The organism is Mycobacterium sp., from assembly GCF_032162105.1.
Taxonomy (GTDB): Bacteria; Actinomycetota; Actinomycetes; order Mycobacteriales; family Mycobacteriaceae; genus Mycobacterium.
In genome coordinates, this window is the sequence record NZ_JAVRPS010000081.1 from 1 (window position 1) to 6608 (window position 6608).

Here is a 6608-nt window from a genome sequence, read left to right on the forward strand (position 1 = left end):
GGATGTTGAGCGCGATCTCGTTGGGCGTCTTCTGCCGGTTGGCGCCCTCGACGAGGGCGATCATCCGGTCGATGAAGCTGTCACCCTGCTTCTGGGTGATCTTGACCACGATGCGGTCCGACAACACGGTGGTGCCACCGGTGACCGCCGAACGGTCGCCGCCGGACTCGCGGATGACCGGGGCGGATTCGCCGGTGATCGCCGACTCGTCCACCGAGGCAATGCCTTCCACGACATCGCCGTCACCGGGGATCGGCTGACCGGCTTCGACCACCACGATGTCGCCCTGTTGCAGCAGCGGCGCGGCGACCTCTTCCTCGCGGCCGGGAACTCCTGGTTCCCATCCGGTGAGGCGGCGCGCCATCGTGGCGGTCTTGGTCCTGCGCAGCGACTCGGCCTGCGCCTTGCCGCGTCCTTCGGCGACCGCTTCGGCCAGGTTGGCGAACACCACCGTCAGCCACAGCCACACCACGATCAGCCAGGCGAACCAGGACGGCTCGGCGATCGCGAGAACGGTGCTCCACGCGGCGCCGATCTCCACGATGAACATGACCGGGTTGTGCCACAGCGTGCGCGGGTCGAGCTTGACCAGTGCGTCGGGCAGCGACTTCCACAACATCTTCGGGTCGAGCAGGCCGCCCTGAACGCGGTTGGCAGCTCCACTCTTCTGTTGCGTTGAGGGCGCGGAGTCGATTGTTGGGGTGGACATCAGTGAATTCCTTCAGCGAGAGGCCCGAGCGCGAGCACGGGCAGGAAGCTCAGGGCGACCAGGATCAAGGTCACACCGGCAACCATTCCGACGAACTGTGGTCGATGGGTGGGCAACGTTCCGATGGATTCCGGCGTCGAGCCCTGTTTGGCGAGGGAGCCGGCCAGCGCGAGCACCAGGATGAGCGGCAGGAACCTGCCGAACACCATGGCCAGGCCCAAAGCCGTGTTGTACCAATCGGTGTTGACGGATATGCCTGCGAACGCCGATCCGTTGTTGTTGCCCGCGGAGGTGAACGCGTACAACACCTCCGAGAGCCCGTGTGGCCCGGTGTTGAGCATGCTGGCCCGCGGGCTCGGCAACGCCATCGCCACTGCGGTACCTGTCAGCACGATCAGCGGTGTGATCAGGAAATACGCTGCGGCGAGCTTGATCTCACGCGGAGTGATCTTCTTGCCGAGGTATTCCGGTGTGCGTCCGACCATCAGACCCGCGATGAACACCGTGATGATCGCGAGAATGAGCATGCCGTAGAGGCCCGAGCCCACACCACCGGGCGCGATCTCGCCGAGCTTCATGTTGAACATCGTGATCATGCCGCCCAGGCTCGTGTACGAGTCGTGGAACGAGTCCACCGCGCCGGTCGAGGTCAGCGTCGTCGCGTCGGCGAAAACCGCCGAGTTGGCGACACCGAACCGCTGCTCGACACCCTCCATCGCCGAGCCGATCGCGGTAGGGACGGTGCCGTGGTGCTGCAGCTGAAACAGCATCATCAGCGACACGCTCACGGTGGCGAGGACGCCCATGACCGCGGCGATTGCGTAACCCTGCTTCTTGCTGTCCACCATGCGGCCGAAGGTGCGCGGCAGCGAGAAGCTGTTGACCAACAGCAGGAAGATCTCGATCCAGTTCGTCCAGGTGGTCGGATTCTCGAACGGATGCGCGGAGTTGGCGTTGAAGAAGCCGCCGCCGTTGGTGCCGAGTTCCTTGATGGCTTCCTGGCTGGCCACCGGACCACCGGTGATGGTCTGTTGACCGCCGGCAAGGGTGTTGACGACCTGGTCGTGCAGGTGGAAGTTCTGGATCGCGCCGCCGGCGATCAACACGATGGCCGCAACGACCGAGATGGGCAGCAGGATGCGGATGGTGCCGCGCACCAGGTCCACCCAGAAGTTGCCGAGGTCAGTGCTGCGACGCCGCGCGAAGCCACGAACGAAGGCGATCGCAACGGCCATGCCGACCGCGGCCGAGGCGAAGTTCTGTACGGCCAGACCCGCCATCTGCACCAGATGGCCCTGGGTGGACTCACCGGAGTAGGCCTGCCAGTTGGTGTTCGTCACGAAGCTGATCGCGGTGTTCCAGGCCAGTGCCGGAGTCATCGGAGTGGCGGGGTCGTTGAGGTGCAGCGGCAGCTTGCCCTGGACGAGTTGGAAGATGAACAGGAACAGGACGCCGATGGCGGAGAACGCCAGCACACTGCGGGCGTAGGCGCCCCAGGTCTGTTCGGCTTGGGGGTCGGCTCCGATCAGCCGGTAGATGACGCGCTCAGCGCGCGAATGCTTTTCGGAGCTGTACACCCGGTACATGTAGTCGCCAAACGGCGCGTGTACGGCGACCAGCGCGGCGATGAGGATTACGAGGAACAAGATCCCCGCAGTCGTAGTACTCACTAGAACCTCTCGGGGAAGAACAGCGCGGCGAAGAGAAACAGCGCGATGAGAATCGCCAGCGCCAGACCGATGACGTTGTCGTAGCTCACAGTCGCTCGACCAACTTCTGCACCAGGCCGAGGACGGCGAAGATCGCCACCGTCAGCACGATGAACACCACTACGGACATCTCGTCTCCGTTCACTGAAAACTTGCGTGCGCTCGGGTGTCGTTCGAGACAGCCTCTGCCGGGTTAAGGACCAGACCCGAAGCTAGCCCCGCCTGCGTAGACGTCGTCGTCCATTGACGTTTTCTTTACGCCGCCACGCGGGTCCTTTACGGTCTTCGTTCGGCGCGGCCATCGGGTGCGTCGGTTGGCCCATCAAGATCGCGTCAATGGCCGCCGGTTCGGCGTAGCGATCGCGTAATCAATAGGTGATTGTCCGGCGATAGCTCATACGGTTGCCCAACGACAACTCGAGGACAAGGGAGCCAAGCTCATCAACGGTCCGTCGCACTGGAGTGAAGCGGCATGGCTGCAGGTCGCCGTGGTCATCGCCATCATGGTGATCTTGCATGTGCCACTTGGGAATTACCTGGCCAGGGCCTATACCGCCGTACCCAGTTGGCGTGTCGAGAAGGCGATCTACCGGGTGGTCGGGGTTCAGCCGGGCAATGAGCAAAGGTGGACTAGCTATCTAAGTTCGCTGCTGGCATTTTCACTGGTGAGTGTTTTGCTTCTCTATGCGATATTGCTGGAACAAGCGCATTTGCCAGAACCCTGGGGTCATAAGGGAATGACACCGGCATTAGCGTTCAATACGGCTATTTCCTTTACGACCAATACCAGCTGGCAGAATTACCCCGGCGAATCCACTCTCGGGCATCTCGGGTTGGCCGCAGGCCTTGGCGTGCAGGCGTTCGCGAGTTGCGCCGTCGGGATGTGCGTCGCCATTGCCTTGATTCGAGGGCTAGCGCGAGGGCAGACAGGCGAGCTCGGCAATTTCTGGGTAGATCTGGTGCGGACGGTGGTTCGCATCCTGATCCCACTGTCCGTCGTGGTCGCCATCATCCTGCTCACTCTCGGTGTCGTCGCGAATTTCAATGGTCCGCAGGATGTTTCGACCGTGGCCGGCGGTAGCCAGACGATTCTCGGCGGCCCCGTCGCGTCCTGGGAGTCGATCAAGCTGATGTCCGGTGACGGCGGCGGCGCCTTCAACGTGAATAGCGCCCACCCGTTCGAGAACCCCACGCCGCTGTCAAATGTCGTCGAAATCGTCGCGATGCTCCTGATTCCGGCGGCATTCATCCGGACCTTTGGCGTCATGGTCGGCGACAAGAAACAGGGCTGGGCATTATTCGCCGCGGTCGCGATCCTGTTCGTCATCGGCACGGTTGCCATCATCTGGGCCCAAACTGTCGGGCACGGCACCGTCATCGGCGCCGTCGGCGCCGCAACCGAGGGCACCGAAACCCGGTTCGGGGTGCCCGGCAGCGCCGTGTTCGGGCAGGCGGCGACCGCTAGCGGCGACGGCGCGGCGAACGCCTCGTACGACAGCTTCGCCGGTCTTGCCGGCGGCGTGCTGCTGATGAACATGATGCTGGGCCAGGGGGCGCAGGCAGCGGGCTGTACGGCCTGGTGATGATGGCCCTGCTGGCGGTGTTCCTCGGCGGACTGATGGTCGGCACCACCCCCGAATTCCTCCAGAAGCGACTGGTGGCGCGTCACATGAAGTTGATCAGCCTCTACATCCTCGTGATTCCCGTGACGGTCCTGGTCGGCTGCGCGATCGCGATGGCGTTGCCCGGTCAGGTGGCGTCGATGCTGAACACCGGGCCGCACGGCCTTTCCGAGGTGCTCTATGCCTTCACCAGTTCGGCGGCCAACAACGGCAGCGCATTCGCCGGGTTCACCGGCAATACCACCTGGTACAACGTTGCGCTGGCGATTGCGATGGTTGCCGGGCGGTTCGTGCCGATCATCGTGGTGATGGCGCTGGCGGGAACCTTCGCCACTCAACGACAGGGTGTAGTCACTGCCGGCACCCTCCGCACCCATCGGCCGACCTTCATCGTGCTGATCGTGAGTGTCACCTTGATCATGGTGGGACTGGAGTATCTGCCTGCGCTGGCTCTCGGCCCCCTGGCGGACGCCCTCGGATAGGCGCCCGCCGCGAGGTGTCAATGCGGCGTCAAGGTTTGATCCGGGGCCGTCAAGAGATCGCAAGGAATGTGGTGAGCGGATTGGGTTCGAGGGATCGTCGAGTGGTGCCCAGTCGGCAGCAGGCCGGGGCTCGATGAGACAAGGTGTCGGTGACTCTCTCGGACGTCTTTCTTTCGGTACTTTCAGGAACCACACCGCACGCGTCCGCGACGCGCCGGTTGGCAGCTGAACCGTCGTCCCCCGAGCAGGAACCCCTGCGCCGCTGCGTGATCTACCGCAGCGCCTTCCCGATGACCGAAGTAGTCCTTCCGGCAATGGCGTTGCGGAACCACGTCGTGGCGAAGTGGGTCAGGGATCAGAACGTGGCCATCGAGGTGCGCTCGGGCGACGACCTCGGGGTGTCGCTGGCCGCCGGAATTCATCCGGCGCGGTTGACCATCCACGCCGACGGCTTGAGCGCCAACGAAATCCTGTTCTGCACGGCGAACCTCGGAGTCAACCGGTTGGTCGTCAACTCGACCGAGCAGGTCGATCTGCTGGCCTCCCGCGCTCCGCGGCGCAGGCAGGGAGTGCTCGTCGCGATGACGGACGTCAACGCGGCGGTGGACGGCACTGCCGGCGAAGTAGACGACGCGGTTGGCGTGATCCTCGACCGTGGCCGGCTCGACCTGATCGGTCTGCACTGCGAAATCGGCGCGGGAGAACGGGACTTCATCAGCTATCCCGCTGCCATCGGTCACATGATCGCCGAGATGGCCCACATCAGGGACGAACACGACATCGTGCTCACCGCCCTGGCACTCGGCGGTGGCCGTGCCGTCCCGCCGGGCGACTGGGCGGTCCAATTGCCGCAACTCGCGACCGAAATCGATGAATCACTCGACGATGCCTGCGCCACCCTGCGCTTCCCTCGTCCCATGGTCGCTCTCTCGGCGAGCCTCGCGATCCTAGGGCAGGAGGCGGCATGACCGCACACCATTCTCGGGGCATCTGGGCCATGCCGGGGGAGGCCGTCGCACGACTTCACGTCGGCTTGGCTCCGCGCCCGGTCGTGGAACCGCTAGATCCGCGGCTGGACGTCACGGTTGCGTTGCGCCGGTGCGCGACGTACCGAAAGGCACTGCGGGGAGCCGCAATCAGCTATCCGGCCGGCATCCTGTGGATGGGACCGGTGGCTGACTGGGTGAAGCGGCACGGTGTCAGTGTCGACATGGAGACGGTCGACGAACTGGATCTCGCGGTCACGGAGGGAATTTCGCCGCCGCGGATGGTCATGCACTGCGTCGACGCGACCGCTCGTCCGATTCGCCTCGCCGTCAACGCCGCAGTCGGTCGCTTCGTCGTGCACTCGGGCCAACAGATCGCGCTGCTCGCCAGTAGCGCTCAACGGACCCAGCGGGTGCTCGTCGACGTGACGACGCAACCCGCGGACGTCCTGGCGGCGGAGATCATGTCGCGTCAGCGGCTGGACCTCATCGGGCTGCATTACCGCCTTGGCGACGCCGATCGTGAATCGGCCGCGGACAGCGTGCGAGAGATGATCGCGCAGATGTCGTGGATCCGCTGGAAGCATGCCGTCATCCTCACCCGGGTGAGCCTTGCCGAGTTCCACGCCACCGAACTTGGCTGCGACCGCAGCTACCTGCACGGCGTCTCGGAGGACTTGGACGAAGCGATCGATGACGCTTGCGCACGGTATCGGTATCCGCGGCCGGCGCTCGTCGTGGCGATGACGCGATCCGCACTCAGCCCAGCCACGTAGAGGCAGCAGTCGCGAAGCGGCTCGCCGCGTCGTTTGCGGCACGAATCTGAATCAATCATTGCCCGGGACCGGGGCACCATCTGCGGTTACGATCACGCTCTGGGGGAGGGGAGTGGATCGAGATGGGCGCTCCGCGCACGCTGGACGCGGGGGCTTCCGTGGCGTGGCTGCGACGTTTTGCCCGCACGACGCCCGGTGTCGTCGCCGTGATCGCGGTCGCCGTTACGGCGGGCTGCGTGATCGCTGGGTTGGTGTGTGGGGCGCAGCTCGACGGGCGGATCGCCGAGCACAACGCCGTTCTCGACCATTCCGAGCCGCTCGCCT

Annotated in this window: 6 protein-coding genes and 2 pseudogenes; 4 read left to right on the forward strand and 4 right to left on the reverse strand. The window is 64.5% G+C overall.

Going from position 1 to position 6608, the window contains the following annotated elements; genetic code table 11:
• The 4 genes from QOC69_RS03945 to QOC69_RS03960 form a co-directional block, all read right to left on the reverse strand.
• Positions 1-709, reverse strand: a 709-nt coding sequence (locus tag QOC69_RS03945) for a P-type ATPase actuator domain-containing protein (protein WP_526436578.1), incomplete at its 3' end; no start/stop codon positions are given.
• The gene (kdpA, locus tag QOC69_RS03950) at positions 709-2379 is read right to left on the reverse strand and encodes a potassium-transporting ATPase subunit KdpA (RefSeq protein WP_526436580.1); all 1671 of its coding nucleotides are present in this window, start codon (positions 2377-2379) and stop codon (positions 709-711) included. The genes QOC69_RS03945 and kdpA (QOC69_RS03950), both read right to left, overlap by 1 nt.
• Entirely contained in the window at positions 2379-2468 is a 90-nt protein-coding gene (locus QOC69_RS03955) for a potassium-transporting ATPase subunit F (protein ID WP_526436582.1), read from the reverse strand. The genes kdpA (QOC69_RS03950) and QOC69_RS03955 overlap by 1 nt, the downstream gene beginning before the upstream one ends.
• Entirely contained in the window at positions 2465-2563 is a 99-nt protein-coding gene (locus QOC69_RS03960; protein ID WP_526436584.1) for a potassium-transporting ATPase, read from the reverse strand. The genes QOC69_RS03955 and QOC69_RS03960 overlap by 4 nt, the downstream gene beginning before the upstream one ends.
• A 358-nt stretch (positions 2564-2921) precedes the next feature.
• On the opposite strand from QOC69_RS03960, the pseudogene kdpA (QOC69_RS03965) reads away from it, so the two are divergent.
• The 4 genes and pseudogenes from kdpA (QOC69_RS03965) to QOC69_RS03980 form a co-directional block, all read left to right on the forward strand.
• Positions 2922-4522: pseudogene (gene kdpA, locus QOC69_RS03965) on the forward strand (potassium-transporting ATPase subunit KdpA).
• A gap of 149 nt (positions 4523-4671) precedes the next feature.
• Complete coding sequence (locus QOC69_RS03970; protein ID WP_526436586.1) at positions 4672-5490, forward strand: type III PLP-dependent enzyme domain-containing protein; 819 nt, start codon at positions 4672-4674, stop codon at positions 5488-5490.
• Entirely contained in the window at positions 5487-6284 is a 798-nt protein-coding gene (locus tag QOC69_RS03975; protein ID WP_526436588.1) for a hypothetical protein, read from the forward strand. The genes QOC69_RS03970 and QOC69_RS03975 overlap by 4 nt, the downstream gene beginning before the upstream one ends.
• A 122-nt stretch (positions 6285-6406) precedes the next feature.
• A pseudogene (locus QOC69_RS03980) lies at positions 6407-6608 on the forward strand (hypothetical protein); the annotation flags it as partial.